Genomic DNA, 20,701 nt, shown 5'->3' on the forward strand with positions numbered 1-20,701 from the left:
ACTCTTATCATTGAATTAAAATTATGTTTTAACGAATATTGTGTCAAACTACAATTCACAATTTTAAATACTTATAATCGCTCATTTCTCCTAGGTTAAGTTTCCTATTAAGTCTAAAAAATTTAGGAAACTGAGAATAGAAATTTAAAAATAACTTTTACTGATTCTCAAATAGTTTCAACCCCGATTCAATTTAGGATAAAGTTATTGTGTTATCAATTAATTGGATAATGATAAAAAGGAAAATCTACTATTATTATATTTGAGAATATATCACTAGGTATTAATATTTAATAAAATAATTATGGATTCATCAAATAGTATTTCAAAAAAAGTAAATGGCCTAATTGAAAAAAACAATGACGCCTACAAAGGTTTTAAAAAAGCATCAGAGAATGCAGAAAGTGTGCATCTGCGTGACTTCTTTATGGATGAGGCCACACAACGCAAAGAGTTTGCAACGGAATTATCGAAAGAATTAAACTCTTATGATCCCGATTTTGAAGTTGATACTGATGGTAGCTCGAAAGGTACAATACATAGAGCTTGGATGGATATTAAAGCTGCTTTATCTATGGACGATGATGAAGCAATATTAGAAGAATGTATAAGAGGTGAGGAAGCAAGTCTTGAAGAATATCAAGAGTTTCAGAACGAGTATTCTACGGTGCATTCAGGTATAAACAATTCGATTAAGAAACAACAGTTACATGTACAAAAAACATTGGATCGTGTAAAAGGATTGGAAGATTTGCATTAAGCGTAAAAGACTGTAACCTTCTTAAATTTACGGAGAATTTTAATCAAAGAAAAAGTAGAAAAATCTAGTTACGGGTTTTTAAATAATAATCATTAAAAACATCATAAAATGAAAATACAAGCATATTTATCATATCGAGGCAACTGTCTAGAAGCATTCAATTTCTACAAAAATATTTTTGGTGGCGAATTTAAAAACAAAGAAACTTGGGAGGGCAAAGAGGTTGATATACCTGGCAATTACAGAGATAAAATTCAGCATATGGAGCTTAAAGGAAACGGATTCCATTTTATGGGATATGATGCAGCACCAGACACTCCTTTAACGAATGGAAACAACGTTTGCTTGAGTGTGGACTTAGACGATAGAAAAAAAGCGGATGAAATTTTTAATTCATTATCTCAAGGAGGACGAATACATACACCGATGCAGGAATCGAGTTGGGGCGATTATTTTGGAAGATGTACGGACCAGTTTGATGTAATGTGGATGATCAATGCGAAATAATTAATTAAAAAAATGTTATGAAAAAATTTTTCAGGATTCTTACTTTAGCGCAAATAGCCTATATGGGTTATGAATGGTATAAGGATTACCAAAATGATAAAAATTCCGCAAAGCAAAAGAAGTAAGAATCGATTTGCAATAATTAAAATACCTCATTAAAATCTCTAAAGATTTTAATGAGGTATAATTTTTTAAAAATCCCCTAGGGCTTAGAAAATTAACCTGCAGAATTATGTTTAACTCTCGTTATCCTTTAGATCATCCTCTCGATCAACTAAATAATGCTCTTCCCCCAATCCGACAATATTAATTATATTTGTTACCGTATTATATAATAGCAATATTACCGTAACCATAAAGCCACTGAGAACTGAAGAGAAAAATAATGTTGCCCAATATATATAGGCAAACCACTGCGTTGGCAAATTATCAGATTCCGTAATTGGAATATTAAAAAACTGGAAAAGGACTAATGCTCCCACAAAGAGGATGGTGTCAATTTTTGCTATCGTCAAAACTTGTCGATAATGCACTTTCTTTATTTGTGATTCTGTTCCAGAACTTATTCCAAGTAATGTTAGCAATAAAGCTAAAATTGTGGCCGATGCTAAAACGATGGTATTGCAAAGCATGTTCATTCCCGTTAATGAAGTTGAAATAAGGGACTTTGCCTCATAACCCGATATATCACCTAAAAGGAAAGCACCCAAACCAGTAAAAATAGTTGCAGCAAGTCCGCCCAATAATGAATTTTTATTCTGTTTTAAAAAATTATTTTTCCCCATTACTTCTCCATTGATTTTAAAATCTTATTTATTGACCAATTCCATTTTTGTAATATTTCAAATGGTTTCGGATAACCCTTAATTTCCGGTTTTTCTTTTGACTCAAACCAAGGAATATAAATATAGTTATCTGAGATAGGTTTAAGTTCGGGTATCCATTTTTGAATAAATTCCTTCTCTTTATATTTAAAGCCTTGGTAAATGGGATTGGTGTACCAAATTTCGTATGCTTGCATATGCCAATTCATCCAGTTTGAACTTACATCATAATCAATCAATTTGCTCTCAAAATAGGCAGCGCCCCAAGTCCAATCTATTTTCAGGTCGTGAATTAAAAAACTTGCACAATTTACACGTCCACGATTACTCATATAACCTGTTTTGTTTAACTGACGCATGTTCGCGTCAACGAAAGGAATACCAGTAATACCATTACACCATTTTTTGAAAAAATCTGGGTTGTTTTCAAACTGCAATTTTTTATTACGAAAACCCTTAGTTTGAAAAATTGCATTTCCCAGCTTCATTCCCTTAAAGGTAAAATAATCACGCCATACCATTTCAAATATTAGCCACCAGGTACTTTGATTTTTTTTGACCCTTTTTTCATATTCTTGAATAATTTTATAAATAGTTCTAGCACTAATACATCCCAACGACAAATAAGGCGAGAATTTTGAACTATAATCCAAACCCATGGAATTATTTCTGGTCCAACGATATTTGGTAAGTAACTCAGATTCGAAAGTATAATAATCTAATCTTTTTAAGGCCTCGTCTTCCCCTCCCTTAACAAATGGATCAACTAATTGCGTCTCTTGATATGAGAAGCCCAATTCCTCGAAAGCAGGAAATAAATTGGATTCAAAACCATTGGCAGCATTAAACTTTTTTGGAATCGGTAATGGTTCCCTTACTTCTGTTTGTTTAGCAGTAGGGATTCTATATGTTTTGCTTGTCAATGGTATTTCTTTAATTGTAAAGGGAATATCATCTTTATGATATAGGGTTTTGCCCCAATAGAATTTAAATTCCACTTTAACCCCCACTTTGTTTTGCAAAGAATCTATAAGTTGTAATTCCTCCCAAGCATATTCCTGTTCAGCAAATATTTGAGTGATGTTATATTTTTCAATATAACATATCAGGATATCTTCTGGAAGGCCAACTTCAATTCTGAGAAAGGCATTCTTAGCATTCAGATTCTGCTGAAGGTTGTTGACAGCTTGCTTTAAGAAGATTACTCTATTAATATCTGCTTTGGGAAAGCCTAAAGAAATATTTTGATAAAGTTGGATATCAACACAATATAAAAATATGAGCGGTAAACCGGATGCTACTGCTTTAAAAAGTGCTTCATTATCATGAAGTCTTAAATCATTTTTAAACCAAACTAAAGCATGTTCAGAAACTAGCTTATCACTCATATTTTTTTTGCGTCATTATTTAAACAGGAATTTTTTCGATTTTATCAACCCGATCCCAATTTCTATGGTTTGCTATAGCCCTTCTAAAATCTTGAGCCTTTCCATTTATAAATATAGCTTTATCTTCTTTAAACTGCTTCGCGTATGTTTGCATTAATAAATCTTCTCCTTCATTATTTACAGAAATTGCTTTACAATGTTTTAGAGCCTCATTGATAAACTTGATATATTTAGCCTCAGACTTTAGAGAATCAATAGATTTTTTTCCTCCAGGAATGTATATGGCATCATATAATACGCTTTCAGTTGTCATTATAGCTGCGGCAACCTTATGCTCCATATTCTGATCGCAGGTTATTGTACCACCGTGTGGTGCGATAATTTTTAAAACCGCTCCATCTTTTTCCAATGCATCTTTCACCACTTTATAATCGTTCATTGAAAAACCATCTGCCGCCAAAATCGCTATCTGGCGAGTTTCCACGGTACCAAATTTTGTATTCGCTTGACTTAATGCTGGAGATCTGTCAAGATAATTTTTCTTTGGAGAAGGTTCAAAACGACCATCTTTAGCATCTGCTCCTATTGCCTGATTAATTGGTTTTGTTACTTCTTTTGGAACCTTTAATCCCAATCCCTTCGCCACTTTTTTAGATAACGGTTCATCTATTTGCGATACTAAATAAAGCATACGTTCTTGAATATGCTGATGGTTACATTTACCTAGTTCAAACGTATAGGCATCGGCAACATGATTCTGCTCAACTTTGGAAAGGCTTCTATAAAATAGCGCAGGTTGGGAGTAATAATCGGTAAAACTCTTACTTCGGGTTCTTACTTTTTTGGCATCAATACGTTCTTCATAATGATCAAAAGCACCATCAGCTTTTTTCGTCATATGGGGGCAGCCCCCACCCAAAGTATTTGGAAAGTAGGCTGTTTGTCCTTTAGGAATGTTGGTCTGCATATGCCCATCCCTTTCATTATTATGAACTTCCACGACAGGTCTGTTTATGGGAATTTGATGGAAGTTAGGGCTTCCCAATCTTGAAAGTTGCGTATCTCGGTAAGAAAACAAACGACCTTGCAGAAGTGGATCATTAGTAAAATCGATACCAGGAATGATATGTCCGGGCAAAAATGCAACTTGTTCTGTTTCGGCAAAAAAGTTCTCGGGATTTTTATTAAGTGTCATTTTACCGAGAATTTTTACCTCCACCATTTCCTCTGGCACTAGTTTGGTAGGGTCGAGAAGATCAAATTCAAACTTGTGTTCGTCTTTTTCAGGGATAATCTGTACTCCAAGTTCCCATTCCGGAAAATGCCCAGCATCAATGGCGTCCCACAGATCACGACGGTGAAAATCTGAATCTGCGCCGCTAATTTTTACGGCTTCATCCCAAGTTACCGAATGTGCACCTAATTTAGGCTTCCAATGGAATTTTACAAAATGCGCCTCCCCTTTTTTATTGATCATTCTGAAGGTATGTATTCCAAAACCTTCCATCATTCTAAGACTTCGTGGAATAGCGCGATCGCTCATTAGCCATATTTGATTGTGGAGCGTTTCGGGTGTAAGGGAAACAAAATCATAAAAGGTATCGTGAGCAGATGCTGCCTGCGGAATTTCTTTATTAGGTTCAGGTTTTACAGCGTGTACCAAATCGGGAAATTTCATGGCATCCTGTATAAAAAAAATAGGCATATTATTACCTACCAAATCCCACGTTCCCTCCTCGGTATAGAACTTAACTGCAAAGCCACGAACATCCCGAGCTAGATCCGTAGAGCCTTTACTACCGGCGACTGTTGAAAACCTTACAAAAACGGGAGTTTTGCGATTCGTATCGTTAAAGATTCCGGCCTTCGTAAATTCTGGTATTGGTTTGTAAAGTTCAAAAATACCATGGGCGCCACTACCTCTAGCGTGTACAATTCTTTCAGGAATACGCTCGTGGTCAAAATTGGTTATCTTTTCCCTTAAAAGAAAGTCCTCAAGCAAAGTGGATCCTCTTTCTCCGGACTTTAAACTATTATTGGTGTCATTTACAAGTAAACCTTGATTTGTTGTTAAAGGTTTACCTTGCCCATCACGGACGCTTTTTTCAAGCTGATCTACTTTTTTTGATTCTTTTTCTGAAGTCGTCTTTTTCTTAGGCATAATATTTATTTGATTTTAAAATGATTTCTAAAAATTTACACTAAGTAAATACTTATTTGAACCAAAAAGTAGTATTATCCAAATTTTTTATAATTCAAAACAATCGATAAAAAATATAAGAACTAAAAATCCTTAATTTCGAATGTAGATAAATTGTCTCATAAAATTCTGGAAAATGTTTAAAGCATATAATTACGACTCCCTTTTTAGGGAACTCTCCGATCATCCAAGAATATTTCCTAAAGAAGCCTTTCAACTGCTTAAAAATCTTGGATTATTTACCCTACCCCATTCTCATTCTGGTCTGTTTCAAACTGAAGGTTTTCAAAATATATTTGATTTATTATTTGAAGTTGGCAAAAGCGATCTTTCAGTAGGGAGAATATTTGAAGGACATTTAAATGCCTTGCTCTTGATTGACACTTTTGGCACATCGAATCAAAAGGAAAAATTTCACGGTGAAGCCGCTGATGGCAAATTGTTTGGAATTTGGAACACGGAAAGATCCTTTGAAAAACTCAATCTAAAAAAGTCAGATTCAATTTTGCATTTAAAAGGCGCAAAAATATTTTGTTCTGGTGCCTTAAACATTGATAGACCCATCGTTACCGCCACCACTGCAACCGGCTTGCAAATGATTATTTTGGAGCTGGAAAGAAACAGCGGTTTAGAAGAAGATTGGTCATTATGGAATCCAACGGGAATGCGTGCTTCGGTAAGTTGCCGTATCGACTTTACGGGATTGAAGGTCTGTGAAGGAAATTTTCTGGGAATTGCAAACGATTATTACAAAGAACCGCATTTTTCGTGGGGCGGCGTTCGGTTTTCCGCAGTTCAATTAGGCGGGGCGAAAGCCATTGTGGATATTACAGTTGCCCATTTACAAAAGTTGAAACGCACGCAAGATCCTTACCAAAAAATGCGACTCGGAAAACTTAGCATTTTAATGGAAACTGCCAATTTGTGCTTGCAACGCGCCAACGCAATAGATAATAGTAAAGAACATTCAAAAAATTATAAAATTAACTTCGCCAATATGATGCGTACGTTAACAGTGGATATTTGTGAGGAAACAATAAGGCTGGCCGAAAAATCTATCGGGATTCAGGGGATGATGCAGTCACATCCATTAGAGAAAAAAGTTCGGGATCTACGTGTATATTTAAAGCAGGCGGGACCTGATTATGCGCTTGCGAATATTGGAGATTACACCGCCAAAACAAAAGCGAAATCATGTTTGAAAGAAAACGTTTAAGCTCCAAACAACTTTTAAAGGCGCCCTTACTTTCCATAAATCAATTGGGGAAGCAAATTGGCAACGCCTTTATTATCGCGCCGCATCCAGATGACGAAGCGTTGGGATGTGGAGGAATAATTTCCTATCTAACTTCACAGAATATCCCAATTTGGGTGGGTTTTATGACCAGCGGCGGTGCGTCGCATCCCAATTCAGAAAAATATCCTGCTGCAAAGTTGTCGCAATTACGCGAAAAGGAGGCATTGCGAGCCTGTAAAATTCTGGGCGTTCCCAATAGTAATGTTGCTTTTTTTCGTGGCCCAGATTCCTTTCTACATAAAATAGATGAAAATAAAAAGAACCAAATGGTTTCAGATTTGGTTGAAATACTCCTAAAAAATAATATTGATTCCCTCTTTCTTCCATGGCGAAGAGATGTGCACACCGATCATTTGGCGGTTTATAAAATTGGAAAAAAAGCATTAGAAGGTGCAGATAGGGAGATTCAGATTATTGAATATCCTATCTGGTTATGGAATAATTCAGAGCGGGAAGATTGGCCATTTGAGGATGAAGTGGAAACCTTTCGTTTGGATATAAGAAATGTTTTAAGTAAAAAAAAGGAAGCCATATTTGCCCATAAGTCACAAACTACAAATCTTATTGCAGACGATGCAGCAGGTTTTGTGCTTACGGATGAATTACTCACTCCTTTTCTTCAACCCTATGAAATTTATTTTTTCCCTTCACAGCATCATAGGTCCTCTCTAAAAAAAAGTTATTTTGATGCGCTCTATGCCAGCAATTCAGATCCATGGAATTTTAAAAAAAGTGATTATGAAAAAGAGAAATATGAAAAAACAGACTCCTTTTTAGAAAATAGAAACTACAAGAACGGATTGGAATTAGGCTGTTCCATAGGTGTGCAAACCCGATATTTCGCAAGACGCTGTAAAAACCTATTGGCAGTAGATATTAGTGCGGAGGCAATTAATTCAGCAAAAGGAAATAATAAAGATCTTACCAATGTCCACTTTCAGCAATTGGATGTTTTAAAGGAATTTCCAAAGGATTTATTCGATTTTATAAGTATGTGCGAAATGGGATATTATTTCAACAAAAAAAATCTGAAATCTTTGTTTGTAAATATTTCAGAAAATTTGATGGAAAAAGGAATTTTTTTGATGGTTCATTGGACTTCCTATGTTAGGGAATATCCGTTATCCGGCAGACAGGTTCACGAACAGTTTGCAGTGTTTAATACTAATATGAAACACTTTAAATGTATTTCAACCTATACACACGAATCCTACGAACTGCAACTTTGGGAAAAAGTTTAAAAAAGTCAATGCTTTTCCTTATTCTCAAAATACTCGTTCAATTCTCGGCACGCCTCCACTACCCCAATATTTGGAAAATGGGTCTTCCAAGTTTCACAATTATTGAGATATTTCTCCATTTTAATAATCATCGAATCGGGAATGCTGGATTCATGAAACATTTTAAGTAATTGTGATTTATCAATAAAAGCTGTTTCGCATAAATTTTTCAATAAAACTTCTGAGGGGTTGTTAAAATAATCCTTAATTTGATTATAGATCTTGTATCGTGACTTGAGTTTATCCAGCCCTTCTACATTGTAGGCCACCCCTTCAAAATCTGTCCAAACCCGAAGCTCGGCGCCAAAACCTTCTGTACATCGCGAGTCTATTCTAGTTGAAGTCTTAACCTTGGAATTTATGCAATGTCGAATTTTAAATCCTGAGCTCACAACTCTATTGTAGAGATCAACATCTTCCAAAAAATGAAGGGGATTAATTCCCCCAACTGCTTTGTAGACTTGGTTCCTAATAGCCAAATTTGGTCCCCAATTGTAACTATGTCTGGGCCATGGATCAAACTCATTGGGAAGGATCTCACTTTCAAAACGAGCCTTCAAAAGCAAATATTCATCTTTTGCGGCAAGATATTTTTGTGTTTGGGGAGCCAGATTTTGTAGATTTACATTAATTAGTCCACAGATTAGTGATATATCTTGATTAATATAATGTGAAAGATTAAAGAGCCATTTTTTATCGGGAATCGTATCAGCATCCGTACTAATTATCAAACCATTTCTATTGAGCCTACTGGAAGCAATATTCATCAAAACCCTTCTCGCCGCACCAACAGTATTGGCAACTTCCGAGTTTAATTCCAGAATATGTAAATTAATATCTGAATTCTCTTTGGAAAATTTGGTGCAAATTTCGAAGGTATTATCATTACAATTATGGCATAAAATCAATACTTCGTAAAATTCCTTGTCTATTAAAACTGAATTGTGATCTTCTTGTATTTTTAGTGAGGTCAAAGTTTCTAAAATGGTCTCACTTTCATTTTTTGCGGGAATTATAACACCCATTGTTAAATGTTTACCGGGTACTGATAAATTTTTAGCGATCTCATTGGAGAGTTGATCTATGTAATCAATCTTATTTTTTTCCTGAATACGATTTGTGCTAGATAGATCCATAAATGGAGATTGTAATTTTAAAAATATCTTGACGATTAATTTTCATAAGCACTATATAAATAATGACACTAGAAATGATGATCAAAAATTATAAATATTTGTATTTTTTGAACTAATATTAAATCGTATTAAGTTAACCTCCAACTGAATAGGTTATTATTTTTGTATTGGATAACTGTTATATTAATTTTTAAAAAAGGAGGTATGTATGAAAAGGTAAATAAAATAGGGCAAAATCTTAAATGCTTATTGTCCATTGATTTTAAAAAAAAGCTTTTTAAAGCAAAATTATTTAAAAATCTAAAATGAATTAGCCATAAAAACCATCCGCAAAAACGGATGGTTTTTTGTAGCCCCTTTAATTTATTCTATAACATATAAACGCTTAAAATACTTACACCTCCTGAAAACAAAATAGTAATCAATAACCACCACGCAGCCAGTGCTGCTGTTTTACGGGTATGTTCGGCTTGAATTACAGCTTTGCGCTTTGTCATTTCCCAAGTAGTGTGTGCTTTATTTTCAATCAGCGTAATTTTATCTTTCATTTCCTTCACCGCATCTTCATACGTTTGGGTTACACTGTCCACACGATCTTCTGAAACCAAATTGTTCGTGACCAAATATTCCTTGATGGAATTAGCATCTATTGTCGTCATCCAATCTTTAACATCCTCCCAAGATTCTGAAGGATCGCTGAATACTTTTACAAAACCGTCCTTCAACTTTGTGGTATCAAATTCAAGATTGGGATCCATATTTAAAAAATATTTTACCTTTTTTAGAACGATTGTTTCAAGATTTTTTAAATTTTCGGCAGATATGGTTTCTTTTGTTTTGTCTATAGCATTGAATACAGTTGTGGCGTAGCTATCCACCTGTTCTTTGTCGAGGTTTGTATTATCGCTCAATACTTGTACAATAGTATCGTAGTTCATTCCAAAATTTTCAGAAAGCGCATGGCCAATTGTTTCATCACTGTCTATGATTTTTTGAAGTTCACTTGTTATATTTTCAGTATTTAATTTTTCGGGTAACAGGCCAGAGAGATATTTTTTGAATCTGTCAATACCTTTTTCAACTTCTTCCCTTGAATAATTGGAATGCTTTGCAATTACGTTTTCCGCCCCACCTATTACAGAATCTTCTTTTTGATATTCCTCCTTAAATTCCTTAACCATTTTTTGGAGGGCATTTAGGTTGTCGTTAGTATTGCCATCCTTAGCATTCTCAGTAATCAGTCTAGTTAGGATTTGTTGTATGGCCATCCATTTTGCCGGATTGTTTTTTGTGTTGCCCGCCTCAACCGTTTTTACAATATCCATTTTTAGGGTATCATAATCTGGTAATTTCGCATCCACTTTATCTACAAACTTATCCAGCACCGCTCCAATCTTTTTCATATTAAAACTAGGAGCAAATTCCTTTCGGAGTTTGGTAATGCTGTTGGAAAGTACGTCTTCCATTTTTTGGCTTTCGGATGTTTTGAATATCCCTGTTATAGATTGGGTAGTACTTTTTAGGGCAGAAACGACCGTAGAGAATAGACCCCCAATAACAGTTTGTGCAAATTTAATTTCCAAATAAAATAGAATGAGAAAAAAGAAAGCCCAAATTACCAATGCCAAGGTTATATTTATACCCACGGTAGATATAGTTGCCAAATGCAATGCCAACCAAGTAGCCACAAGTAAAGCGAGACTGGTTGTAATGGTACACCAAATACCAAATGCTGTTGAAATGGTTTCACCGGTTCCAGCGTCGGGTTTAGCGTTCTGCTCAAATTGATATTTTTTCCTTCTTTCCTCATCAGATTCCTCATAGCTGTGGTTGGAGGCTTTAACAAATTTCTTCCGAAGATCTCCCATTGCGCTTATACCAAGGGAAACGGAAAGAATTACGAAAATAAGCTGAAAAATAAGTGCAAGTACCACTCCAGATATTATTATCATCGCGTATTTGGGAAATACATAAATTCCTTCTACAGGTTCTAATGTTTGTGAGCTAGCAATATTTGAAAAGAGGGTGACAAATAATAGTATAATCGTTTTCATACTTTTAGTTTAAATGGTTAATTTTTAAATGAAAGCCCCCATGATTAAATGGAGGCTCTAAAGAATGGTTTGAATAGTAGACTACTATTCTTCTTCCCAAATTTGATCCTTTTTTGTTGGGTCTTGGTTTCTTTGGTTTTCACCAGGGTTGTTACCCCAATTTCGATCCCGTGTCGGGTCTTGGGCATTTTGTTGCTGTTGCTGTTGCGATTTTTCCCATTCACGATTTTGCTGTTGTTGCTTACTGGAATCTTGAGAATCCTTACCATATTGACTACTTTGTTGCTGATTGCGTTCATTGCTTTCAGGACGGTTTTGATTCTGATTTGGATTTCTTTGATTTGAATTTTCCATAACATTAATTTTTTAATTAAACATTTTTCTTTTCATAAAGCTATAAAACATTTTTAAAATAATTATTGAGCTTATGGTTATTTTTGAGAGGTTTTATGAATACTTTAACGCTATAAATGGATTGTGTTAGGGGTTTGATCGATAATGTTAATTTTCTATTTATGAGGCCCTTACAGCTGAGTTCAATTGAGTTAAACAAAATTTCAATTGAACAAAATTCCACATTTATAGTGTTAAAAGAAAAGACAATTTTACTAACCAGAAAAGTTAATTGTTGATAGTTTTGAAAATAACATTTAACAAAACTCTTATGTTCTTCCAAAATAATAATCCCTCAATTTCAAAACCTGAACCGCAACACCGCAAAAAAACGGTAGTAGCTCAAAATATTGCAATGTATGATTTGGTCGTGTTTTCTCATTTGCGATGGAACTTTGTTTACCAGCGGCCCCAACATATAATAAGTAGGATGTCTAAAGAATATCGCACGCTTTTTATTGAAGAACCTATACCTTATATAGAAGATGAAAAATATGAATATGATCTAGAGCATGTGCTTCCAACTGTAGATGTTCTCCGTCCAAAGGTTTCTTCCATTTCGGAAATTGCCACCATACTTATAAAACTGAATCTTACCAATGTGAAAATAGCTTGGTTCTACTCAGCGGCTTTTTCTGGGCTATTGTCAACACTAAAGGCAAATACCATTATTTATGATTGTATGGATGAACTTTCATTATTTAAAGGTGCTGATTCCAACCTTGTTATGCAAGAAGGCGAATTGATGCGAAAAGCGGATATTATTTTTACGGGAGGAAAGTCCTTGTATGAATCAAAATCCGCCAGTTCAGACAAGGTATATTGTTTTCCAAGTTCCGTAGATATATCACATTTTCAAAAGGCACAGAATGGTTTGGAAATCCCCCAAGATATTGCCAATATAAAAGGACCCATTGTAGGTTATATTGGGGTAATTGACGAGCGAATAAATCTTGAAATCTTGGAAGGCATTGCCAAGATGCAGCCCGGGTTTTCCTTTGTAATGGTTGGACCGGTTGTAAAGATTGATGAAAACGATTTGCCGCGCACAGCGAATATTCACTACCTGGGAATGAAATCCTACGATTCACTTCCGCAGTATTTAAAGGCTATTGATATTACGATGATGCCTTTTGCGCTAAATGATTCCACAAAATATATAAGTCCAACTAAAACTTTGGAGTATATGGCAGCAGGAAAACCCATCATTTCTACTCCTATTAAAGATGTAGTGCGCGACTATTCAGATTCTGTTTATATAGTTTCCACAGTACGGGAGTTTTCGGAAGCTTTAGAGAAAATCAATTTAAGCCCGGTGAATAATTATATCTCGCAATATCAAGATATCCTTTTAAAAACGTCTTGGAACCATACCTCGGAGCAAATGTTGCATTTAATACAAAATTAAGATGGACGCAGACATATTGATAATAGGTGCGGGCATTTCAGGTTCAGTGCTTGCAGAACGTTACGCCAATTTGGACAAAAAAGTGTTGATCCTGGAAAAACGGAATCACATAGGGGGAAATTGTTATGACTTTATAGATGAAAACGGAATTTTAATTTCAAAATATGGCGCACATCTTTTTCATACTAATGATGAAGAGGTTTGGGATTATGTAAATCGATTTGCTATTTGGTATCCTTGGGAGCACAAGGTTATTGCAAAAGTAGATGGCCAATTGGTTCCTATACCCATAAATATTGCTACAGTAAATAAACTATTCAATCTTTCTATTTCAAATGAAGAGGAAATGAAGCAGTGGCTGGAGGATAATAGAATAAATTATGAAAATCCGAAAAATGGCGAAGAAGCCGTCTTAAACAAAGTTGGAAAAATTCTGTATGAAAAAATGTTTAAGCATTACACAAAAAAGCAGTGGAACAAATACCCTGAAGAATTGGCAGCTTCAGTTTTAAACAGAATTCCCGTTCGCCATGATTTTGATGATAGATATTTTTCAGATAAATATCAGGCGCTACCCGTGGGCGGATACACTAAGCTTTTTGAAAATTTATTGAAACATCCCAATATCACGGTGCATTTAAACACAGATTATTTTGATGTAAAGGATAGCCTCGGGAATTTTGAAAAGATATTTTACTCAGGCCCTATTGATCGTTTTTTCGATTTTAAATACAGTGCCTCGGAAAAGTTGGAATATCGTTCCATCAACTTTGTTCCAGAAACCATTGATAAGGAATTTTACCAGGAAAATTCAGTGGTAAATTATCCAGGCCAAGAAGTGGATTTTACGCGAATAGTGGAATATAAACATTTTGGAAATCAAAAAAGCAAAAAAACAACCATTGTGAAAGAATACACCACAGATGAAGGTGAACCTTATTATCCCGTACTTAACGATAGAAACTTAAAAATATACGAACGCTATAAGCAAGAATCGGTCAACCATCCAAATATTCACTTTGTGGGAAGATTGGCAAACTATAAGTATTTCAATATGGATGAGGCATTCAAAAATGCGCTTGCCGTTTTTAAATCCGTAGCAACCTATCAATCTGAACTTGCTAAAATATGAATATTTCAACACTTTCTCTAAACAGTTTTATGATAGCCGGCTATGAATGTGCAGACCATATTAATAGATCTGGAGAGCGCATCAATCTTCAAAGCATTACCCAGCACGATGTAAGGGTGCGGGAAGATTATCTCGACCTTCAGGGATTGGGAATTAAAACAGTTAGGGAAGGTATTTGCTGGAGTTTTGTGGAAACCAAGCCCTTCGTATTTGACTTTTCCCGATTGGATTCATTTTTTAAAGCTTCGGAGGAATTGGGTATACAAATTATTTGGGACCTCTGCCACTTTGGATATCCTGATGACCTCACTCCTACCCATCCCCAATTTGTGAAGCGGTTTTGTGCATTATGTGAAGCATTTTTAAATTACCACAAAAACCATTGCAATAAACCCCCGTGGATTGTTCCCATCAATGAAATAAGTTTTCTCTCCTGGCACTCAGGCGATGTTCGCGGCACGGTTCCATTTGCCGTTAATAGTGGGGCAGATATAAAATACCATTTATGTAAGGCTGCCATTCAGGGCATTAAGATTATAAAAGAGATTGCCCCAAACAGCATTGTGCTTTTAGTAGAACCTTTAATAAAAATCCATAAGGAATATAGGTCTCTTAGTATTGAGGAAGTAGAAAAGAAAAACGACGGGCAATTTGAGGCCATGGAAATTATTCTGGGAATGCGCCATCCGGAACTTTCAGGAAATGCAGAATTAGTAGATATGTTGGGCTTTAACTATTACTATAACAATCAATGGAACGAAATGAATGAGACCATAGATTGGCTCCGTGATGCGCAAAGAATGACGCCATTAAACGTTTTGCTTCAAGAAGTCTTTTACAAATACCGCAAACCCATAATCTTAACAGAAACCGGCCATTTTGGTCCACATCGAGATCTGTGGATGCGACAGATTACAGAGCAGTGTTTGTTAACTTTAAAAGCTGGCGTAGATTTAAAAGGGGTATGTATTTATCCAGTAATTGATAGACCAGATTGGGATGATCTGTCTTCTTACTGTAATTGTGGAATTTGGGATTTGGATAATGAATTCAATAGAATAGTTTTTAACTCTTATTATTCCCAGGTAAGGGAAAGTGGTAAAATATTTCAAAATGAATTATTCACAATCGATTAATGCAATTATAACTTAAATTCTTAATCCTATCCGTACAATAATGTTAATATTATTTAAATCCCTTTGCACGAATTTTTAAGAATCCATAGCTTTAAATCTTAAAATTTAAAAATTAAAATTATGAAAAATTTAGAAGAACTATTTGAACATCAATTAAAAGATCTTTACAGTGCTGAAGACCAACTTACAAAAGCATTGCCGAAAATGGTGGAAAATGCTACCGATGCAAAATTGAAAAAGGCATTTGAAGATCATTTAAAAGAAACCAAAAACCATAAAACCCGTTTAGAGGAAATTTGTAAGGAGTTAGATATTAATCCGAAAGGCGAAACCTGTAAAGCTATGAAAGGACTAATAAAGGAAGCCGAAAGTTTTATGGAAGAAGTTAAGGATAAGGAAGTTTTGGATGCCGGAATGATTGCAGAAGCACAACGTGTAGAACATTATGAAATTTCGGGTTATGGAACTGCCGTTCGTTATGCCAAAGAGTTAGGACACGACGATATAGCCAAAAAACTTAAAAAAACATTAGATGAGGAATATGGTGCAGATGACAAATTAAATGATATTGCCGAAAAACGCCTGAATAGAAAAGCTAAGTAAGCATTTTGATATGAATAAAAAGCCCGCGTATAACGGGCTTTTTTTATAAATAGATAATAATGGAAAAATGGTTTATAACTACGCCAAAAGCCGCACTCGCAATTGTACTGAGCTGTGTTGGGATCTACGTTGCCGTAATTTTATTTACCCGCATTTTTGGAAAACGGAGTTTTAGCAAAATGTCAAGTTTTGACTTTGCCATGACGGTTGCCGTAGGTTCTATTATTGCCACCACAATTTTATCGAGCTCCGTTTCGATTTTGGAGGGAATCATTGGTCTATTTACTGTCTATCTGCTTCAATTAACAGCTGCTTATTTTAGAAAGTACAAATTTTTTCAAAACTTAATTGATAATGAACCTTTATTATTAATGGATGGCAAAACTATTCTATTTGATAATTTAAAAAAAGCTCGTGTTACGGAAGGAGATTTACGATCAAAATTACGCGAGGCTAATGTTCTCAACCTATCGCAAGTAAGGGCTGTTGTTTTCGAAACCACAGGAGATATGGTTGTACTTCACACAACGGACAACAATATGGATTTAGAAGAGTGGCTTTTAAGTGATGTTAAATTGAATTAAAATGGTGTAATGGATTAGGATAAAGGGTTAAAAAGACTTGGATTTCCTTCTTATAAATATGCCCTAACGACTTTTCTGATTTTCCTTTAACTCAATTTCATTTCTCAACTAGGAGTTTTTGTGGAAAATTGAAGAGGTTATAAAAAATGAAATGTCGATACTCAATCCATTTGGTCAATGCGCCCACATTAGTTCCGTTTTGCTCTATCCATCCGAAAAATAACACTATCGAACATTGTTGTTAAATGACTCTTAATTATAATTTAAACTTTTATTAAGCCATTTAATCATTTAAATAAATGCTCTAATTTTAAAATAAAAAAAAGATGAAAGCACACATACAATCCAATAATCTAGATTATTTAAATGACCTCGAAGACCAATATAGAAATTTCATTGTAGCCGAAAATCATCCATGTATTATGGCCAACACTGTCTTTTCTATGAATCAATTCCGACTTAAAACATATTTTAAATTGGGAAGCAAAAATACTGCTATTGCTATGTTAGAGGATATTCAAAATTATATTGATGATTACGATTTTGACTCGAAAAGTTTTGAATCTCTCATAGCAGTTTTTCCTGAGATAGAAATTGAGACAGAAGTGGAATTTGAAAATCTGCTTTGGCGGCAACTTCAATTTATCAATGAAAAAGATGAGCGTGATTGGGATCCCCAAGTAAGTGATGATCCAAATGATCCTAATTTTAGTTTTAGCATTCAGGGACATGCCTTTTATATTGTAGGAATGCATCCTAAAAGTTCTAGAATCGCCAGAAGAGCACCCTACCCAACTATAGTATTCAATTTACATTCCCAATTTGAGGAATTACGTGAAATGGGAGCATATCATAAAGTTCGTGATAAAATTAGGGCAAGGGATAAGGCATTACAAGGCAGCATAAATCCCGTCCTAAAAGATTTTGGTGAATCTAGTGAGGCTCGACAATACAGTGGAAGAAATGTTGGTGAAAAGTGGAAATGTCCATTTCATACATCTTAATTAGATATTAAAAACTGAAGTTAATGACTTATAAAATTCAACCTCAAACTGGTACAGCTTTCAAAATTAAAAAAGGCCAACAATTAAAAGTAATTGATCCGCTTGGAGAGCAAGTTAGCGACATGGTTCTTTTTAATGCCGAAGATACAAGAGAAAAAATTTCTTCGGGAAAAACATTAGATTTTGAAGAGACCATCATAATAACAAAGGGACACTTTCTTTGGAGCAATCGGAGTAATAAAATGATGAAAATTTTAGAAGATACCAATGGCCGGAATGATTTTTTATTGGCGCCTTGTAGCCCAGAAACATTTCAAATAATGTACAATAATCCAGATTACCATCCAAGTTGCTTTGAGAATCTATATACCAATCTGAGGCAGTTTGAAATTACACCTGATGAAGTACCTACCGCCTTTAATATCTTTATGAATGTGCAATTTGCTGAAGATGGAAGACTAACAGTTCTACCTCCATTAAGTAAAAGTGGCGATTATATTGTTTTTGAAGCTGAAATGGATTTGATAGTAGCATTAACCGCCTGTTCGGCGGAAGATAGCAACGGTGGAACTTTTAAACCCATAAATTATGAAATTATATAGACATACCATCTCCCTAAGTTTTCTTAAAAGATAAAATTGCGTAAAACAAATATTTACCTTTAAATAAAAATAATGAAAAAGAAAAAGATTTTAATTACTGGAGCTGGTTCTGGCTTAGGAAAGGGAACCGCAATCGGTTTAGCAAAGGAAGGCCATTCTGTTATTGCTGGGATGCATACTTGGGAGCAAATGTCTCGATTCATTGAAGATAAAAAAGATAAGGATTATGAAAAGAATATAAATCTTATAAAACTAGATATATTAGACTATATGGATTGCGAGAAGGCTTGGGATTTAGATATTGATATCTTAGTTAATAATGCAGGTATAGGACAAACAGGACCAATAGCCGAAATTCCCGTTGGCTTGCTAAGAGAAGTGATGGAGACGAATGTATTCTCAACTTTAGAATTTTCACAACCATTTATTAGAAAGATGGTTGAAAAGGGTCAAGGAAAGGTAATATTCTTGTCTTCGGTTGCGGGATTAGCCACACATCCTTTTTTAGCTCCATATAATGCTTCAAAACACGCCTTGGAGGTTATTGCTCAATGCTTACGCGACGAACTTCAACCACACGGAGTTACTGTAGCAACAATTAATCCTGGGCCGTTCAAAACAGGGTTTAACGATAGAATGTACGATACGTATAAACAATGGTTTGATGAAGATTTACATTTTACATCCCAAAAGCCAATCGAGAAAGCCGCGACTAAAATGGAAGAAAACCAATTTGATCCTCAGAAAATGATTGATAAAATGGTTGAGGTAATTCCCAAAGATAAACATGCATTCCGTACAATCTTTCCTGACGATTTAGTTGAAAAATGTAAAGAGTATCAAGAACGTCAGTACGATATTAAGACGGATACAATAGATAAATCTAAAAAATAATTATTAATAACTTAAAAATTAAAAAGATGAGTTCAAACAAAAAAGATTACAACAAAATTCCTGATTCCAGTAATAAAACTGCGAGAGGAAGTAAAAGTGTTCACAGTAAAAAAGACGATTCTACAGAAGATGGTTTTAAGCCTAATTTTGGGAAAGAAGAGGAATAACTAATTGTGAGTTATTAGTTATGAGTATTAATTAAAAAAACAACATTATGGACGATAAAGAAGATGGATTTGATAAAAAAAGAGACCACAACCAATATGGTGAGGTAGAAAAGGATGAAAATGAGCAAACCAAGAAAAGAGATTTGCCGAAATCTCCAAACAAGGGAACTCAGGATAAATCATAAATTTATTTCACAATTGCAATTGGGATACTCTTTTAAGCGATTGTGTTATCCTTGATCGTTAAGTATTTATAGCTTTATCTAAACTTTAAAACATAAATGCTATGAGTAGTCCACAAAAAAAAGATTTGAAAGATTCTGGGGACAAAAAGAAAAACGGACCCCAATCCACAGTTAAAAAAGCTGTAGATAAAAAATCCGGGGCTGACAAAGGAAAAAGCGATACTGCTCGCAAAAAGTAATTTGAAAAACAGCTATAAAAACTTCCCATAACCAAAATATGGGAAGTTTTTTTTGCGCTCTAATTTGGTTAAAATTCCTATAAATTGATATGAGCTAAATCATTATTTAATAATTTTAAAGAAAAACACTATGAGATCAATTTGGAATGGTAGTATAAGTTTTGGTTTAGTTTCAATACCTATAAAAATGTATTCTGGATCTGAAGATAGAAGACTAGATCTGGATATGTTGGATAGTCACGACCATGAAAGAATTAGGTATAAAAGAGTAAATGAAAAAACGGGTAAGGAAGTAGAATGGAAAGACATAGTAAAGGGTTTTAAGCAGGACGAGGACTATGTTATTTTAGAGAAAGAGGATTTTGCATTGGCAAATATGAAGAAAAGTAAAACCATAGATATTGAGGAATTTATTGAAGAAGATGAAGTAGCAGATGTATTATTTAAAAAACCATATTTCTTAGAACCACAGAAAGAAGGGAAAAAATCTTATAACCTACTACGCGACGCGCTGAAAAAAACCGGGAAACTTGGTGTGGCAACTTTTGTGATGAGAGAAAAAGAAAATTTAAGTCTTATTGGCGTTTATAAAAATACTTTAGTTCTCAACGTAATCCGTTTTGAAGATGAAATAAGAAATCCTGCTGATTTAAAAATAGGTACGACAAAAGTGTCAAAAAAAGAAGTGGATATGGCAATTTCGTTAATCGAGAATTATACCACCGAATTTAAAATATCTAAATACAAAGATGTTTATAACGATCAGCTCATGAAAATTATAAAGAATAAAGCCTCTGGTAAAAAACCAAAAACAGAAAAAATAGACGAGACCCCTACCCCTGCGAAAGATTTGATGGCGCAATTGAAAGCGAGTCTAGAAAAGCGGAAAAAAGCAAAGGCTAGTTAAA

Annotated in this window: 22 protein-coding genes; 16 read left to right on the forward strand and 6 right to left on the reverse strand. The window is 34.6% G+C overall.

Features of this window, described 5'->3' with window-relative positions; translation table 11 throughout:
- The first annotated feature begins 304 nt into the window (after positions 1 to 304).
- Both G440_RS0100275 and G440_RS0100280 read left to right on the forward strand, forming a co-directional pair.
- Entirely contained in the window at positions 305 to 760 is a 456-nt protein-coding gene (locus G440_RS0100275) for a ferritin-like domain-containing protein (protein WP_026449471.1), read from the forward strand.
- 108 nt (positions 761 to 868) lie between these two features.
- The gene (locus tag G440_RS0100280; protein ID WP_026449472.1) at positions 869 to 1,267 is read left to right on the forward strand and encodes a VOC family protein; all 399 of its coding nucleotides are present in this window, start codon (positions 869 to 871) and stop codon (positions 1,265 to 1,267) included.
- A 236-nt stretch (positions 1,268 to 1,503) separates the two neighbouring features.
- On the opposite strand, the gene G440_RS0100285 is transcribed toward G440_RS0100280, so the two are convergent.
- The 3 genes from G440_RS0100285 to G440_RS0100295 are packed head-to-tail and all read right to left on the reverse strand — an operon-like array spanning position 1,504 to position 5,640.
- Positions 1,504 to 2,052 carry a hypothetical protein gene (locus G440_RS0100285; RefSeq protein WP_026449473.1) on the reverse strand — a complete coding sequence of 183 codons (549 nt, stop codon included), beginning with the start codon at positions 2,050 to 2,052 and terminating at the stop codon, positions 1,504 to 1,506.
- On the reverse strand, positions 2,052 to 3,479 hold the full coding sequence (locus G440_RS0100290; RefSeq protein ID WP_026449474.1) for a DASH family cryptochrome: 1,428 nt from the start codon (positions 3,477 to 3,479) through the stop codon (positions 2,052 to 2,054). Before G440_RS0100290 ends, G440_RS0100285 begins: the two co-directional genes overlap by 1 nt.
- 19 nt (positions 3,480 to 3,498) lie before the next feature.
- Positions 3,499 to 5,640, reverse strand: coding sequence for a catalase (locus G440_RS0100295; RefSeq protein ID WP_026449475.1), 2,142 nt, complete (start codon positions 5,638 to 5,640; stop codon positions 3,499 to 3,501).
- Between the two features lie 175 nt (positions 5,641 to 5,815).
- Between G440_RS0100295 and G440_RS19105 the strand changes: the two genes are divergently transcribed.
- Entirely contained in the window at positions 5,816 to 6,895 is a 1,080-nt protein-coding gene (locus tag G440_RS19105; protein ID WP_051285035.1) for an acyl-CoA dehydrogenase family protein, read from the forward strand.
- Positions 6,874 to 8,217 carry a PIG-L family deacetylase gene (locus G440_RS20485; protein WP_051285036.1) on the forward strand — a complete coding sequence of 448 codons (1,344 nt, stop codon included), beginning with the start codon at positions 6,874 to 6,876 and terminating at the stop codon, positions 8,215 to 8,217. The genes G440_RS19105 and G440_RS20485 overlap by 22 nt, the downstream gene beginning before the upstream one ends.
- A 5-nt stretch (positions 8,218 to 8,222) precedes the next feature.
- Here the strand turns inward: G440_RS20485 and G440_RS0100310 are convergent, their stop codons facing one another.
- The 3 genes from G440_RS0100310 to G440_RS0100325 form a co-directional block, all read right to left on the reverse strand.
- Positions 8,223 to 9,392, reverse strand: coding sequence for a glycosyltransferase family 2 protein (locus tag G440_RS0100310; protein WP_026449476.1), 1,170 nt, complete (start codon positions 9,390 to 9,392; stop codon positions 8,223 to 8,225).
- A 368-nt stretch (positions 9,393 to 9,760) separates the two neighbouring features.
- Positions 9,761 to 11,446, reverse strand: coding sequence for a hypothetical protein (locus G440_RS0100320; RefSeq protein WP_026449477.1), 1,686 nt, complete (start codon positions 11,444 to 11,446; stop codon positions 9,761 to 9,763).
- 84 nt (positions 11,447 to 11,530) lie between these two features.
- Positions 11,531 to 11,800, reverse strand: coding sequence for a hypothetical protein (locus G440_RS0100325; protein WP_026449478.1), 270 nt, complete (start codon positions 11,798 to 11,800; stop codon positions 11,531 to 11,533).
- Positions 11,801 to 12,110: 310 nt separating this feature from the next.
- On the opposite strand from G440_RS0100325, the gene G440_RS0100330 reads away from it, so the two are divergent.
- From G440_RS0100330 to ku, 12 genes are all read left to right on the forward strand, one after another.
- Positions 12,111 to 13,247 carry a glycosyltransferase gene (locus G440_RS0100330; RefSeq protein ID WP_084426514.1) on the forward strand — a complete coding sequence of 379 codons (1,137 nt, stop codon included), beginning with the start codon at positions 12,111 to 12,113 and terminating at the stop codon, positions 13,245 to 13,247.
- A gap of 1 nt (position 13,248) precedes the next feature.
- Positions 13,249 to 14,379 carry a UDP-galactopyranose mutase gene (glf, locus tag G440_RS0100335; RefSeq protein WP_026449480.1) on the forward strand — a complete coding sequence of 377 codons (1,131 nt, stop codon included), beginning with the start codon at positions 13,249 to 13,251 and terminating at the stop codon, positions 14,377 to 14,379.
- Positions 14,376 to 15,515, forward strand: coding sequence for a glycoside hydrolase family 5 protein (locus tag G440_RS19120; RefSeq protein WP_034258691.1), 1,140 nt, complete (start codon positions 14,376 to 14,378; stop codon positions 15,513 to 15,515). Before glf ends, G440_RS19120 begins: the two co-directional genes overlap by 4 nt.
- A 120-nt stretch (positions 15,516 to 15,635) precedes the next feature.
- Complete coding sequence (locus tag G440_RS0100345; protein ID WP_026449481.1) at positions 15,636 to 16,118, forward strand: YciE/YciF ferroxidase family protein; 483 nt, start codon at positions 15,636 to 15,638, stop codon at positions 16,116 to 16,118.
- A gap of 59 nt (positions 16,119 to 16,177) precedes the next feature.
- Positions 16,178 to 16,702 (forward strand): DUF421 domain-containing protein, encoded by a 525-nt coding sequence (locus G440_RS0100350; protein ID WP_034258693.1) that lies wholly within the window; start codon positions 16,178 to 16,180, stop codon positions 16,700 to 16,702.
- 326 nt (positions 16,703 to 17,028) lie between these two features.
- Complete coding sequence (gene gntA, locus G440_RS0100355) at positions 17,029 to 17,706, forward strand: guanitoxin biosynthesis heme-dependent pre-guanitoxin N-hydroxylase GntA (protein WP_034258696.1); 678 nt, start codon at positions 17,029 to 17,031, stop codon at positions 17,704 to 17,706.
- A 23-nt stretch (positions 17,707 to 17,729) separates the two neighbouring features.
- Positions 17,730 to 18,308, forward strand: a complete 579-nt coding sequence (locus tag G440_RS0100360) for a DUF1989 domain-containing protein (RefSeq protein ID WP_026449484.1) — start codon at positions 17,730 to 17,732, stop codon at positions 18,306 to 18,308.
- Between the two features lie 72 nt (positions 18,309 to 18,380).
- A complete protein-coding gene (locus tag G440_RS0100365) occupies positions 18,381 to 19,202 on the forward strand; it encodes an SDR family oxidoreductase (protein ID WP_034258698.1) in 822 nt (273 codons plus the stop codon).
- Positions 19,203 to 19,228: 26 nt separating this feature from the next.
- The gene (locus G440_RS21110) at positions 19,229 to 19,369 is read left to right on the forward strand and encodes a hypothetical protein (protein WP_157417763.1); all 141 of its coding nucleotides are present in this window, start codon (positions 19,229 to 19,231) and stop codon (positions 19,367 to 19,369) included.
- A gap of 47 nt (positions 19,370 to 19,416) precedes the next feature.
- Complete coding sequence (locus G440_RS21115; protein ID WP_157417765.1) at positions 19,417 to 19,554, forward strand: hypothetical protein; 138 nt, start codon at positions 19,417 to 19,419, stop codon at positions 19,552 to 19,554.
- Positions 19,555 to 19,655: 101 nt separating this feature from the next.
- Entirely contained in the window at positions 19,656 to 19,793 is a 138-nt protein-coding gene (locus G440_RS21120) for a hypothetical protein (RefSeq protein WP_157417767.1), read from the forward strand.
- A gap of 130 nt (positions 19,794 to 19,923) precedes the next feature.
- Complete coding sequence (gene ku, locus G440_RS0100385) at positions 19,924 to 20,700, forward strand: non-homologous end joining protein Ku (protein WP_026449486.1); 777 nt, start codon at positions 19,924 to 19,926, stop codon at positions 20,698 to 20,700.
- The last annotated feature ends 1 nt before the right edge of the window (position 20,701 follow it).

Source organism: Aequorivita capsosiphonis DSM 23843, from assembly GCF_000429125.1.
Taxonomy (GTDB): Bacteria; Bacteroidota; Bacteroidia; order Flavobacteriales; family Flavobacteriaceae; genus Aequorivita; species Aequorivita capsosiphonis.